We start from the raw sequence: 778 nt of genomic DNA on the forward strand, positions 1-778 counted from the left end.
GTTGTTTAAGTCATCTTTATTATTGTTTTTCATTTATTATTATACAATAAGAAGAGGACGGTTGAGTTATATAGTTACTACTTTGATTTTGTTGGTTGTTTTTTTTGTACCAAACGTCACCATATATCTTAATAATACGTTGAATCAAGCTAACTTCATTCAAGATATGATTTATGGTGTTAAAGTCCTTTATCTTCCTATCATGTATATGGGCCTAAGGGTTTTTTTTGAAAATAATGACATTTGTAGTGAATCTAGCATTTATTGGCTTTTTAATTGTATATTTTTCGTGATATTTATCTCGATTGTATTTTCTTTCTTTGGGTTAGGTAATACACAGTATGGTGAACATGAGGAGGGAGTCGCTTTTGGTTATAAGGGCTATTTCCTCTCGGGTAATGAATTAAGCTATCTCTACTTGGTTGCATATAGCTTTGCATTGAGCAAGGTAACTATATACGGTAGGAGAGCTGTATATTTCATTCTGTATTTGATCGTTTCGTTTGTTACTGCTATTTTTTTAGCGACAAAAACAGCAATGCTAGCCTTTATATTTATTTCCGTATTTCAGACAATGCTAACCTTTTGGTTCTATCGAGGAACTAGTGATATACCTGTTTTAAAGAAATTAAAAAAGATTAAGTATACGTTGTATTTTTTATCAGTACCGGTAGTTGTTACATTATCATTTGTTCTTTATGAGCGTTTTTTAATATATTACTCGCGTCTAGAGTTTTTATACCATCAACAGGGCGCCACATTGACGAGCTTTCTACTT

General features: G+C 31.6%; 1 protein-coding gene. It reads left to right on the forward strand.

What is annotated here, in order from left to right; genetic code table 11:
• Window positions 1-22: 22 nt before the first annotated feature.
• Window positions 23-778, forward strand: a 756-nt coding sequence (locus tag L1D44_RS21655; protein ID WP_345773648.1) for a hypothetical protein, incomplete at its 3' end; no start/stop codon positions are given.

Origin of the sequence: Shewanella sp. Isolate13 (assembly GCF_022398325.1) — a bacterium.
Lineage (GTDB): Bacteria > Pseudomonadota > Gammaproteobacteria > Enterobacterales > Shewanellaceae > Shewanella.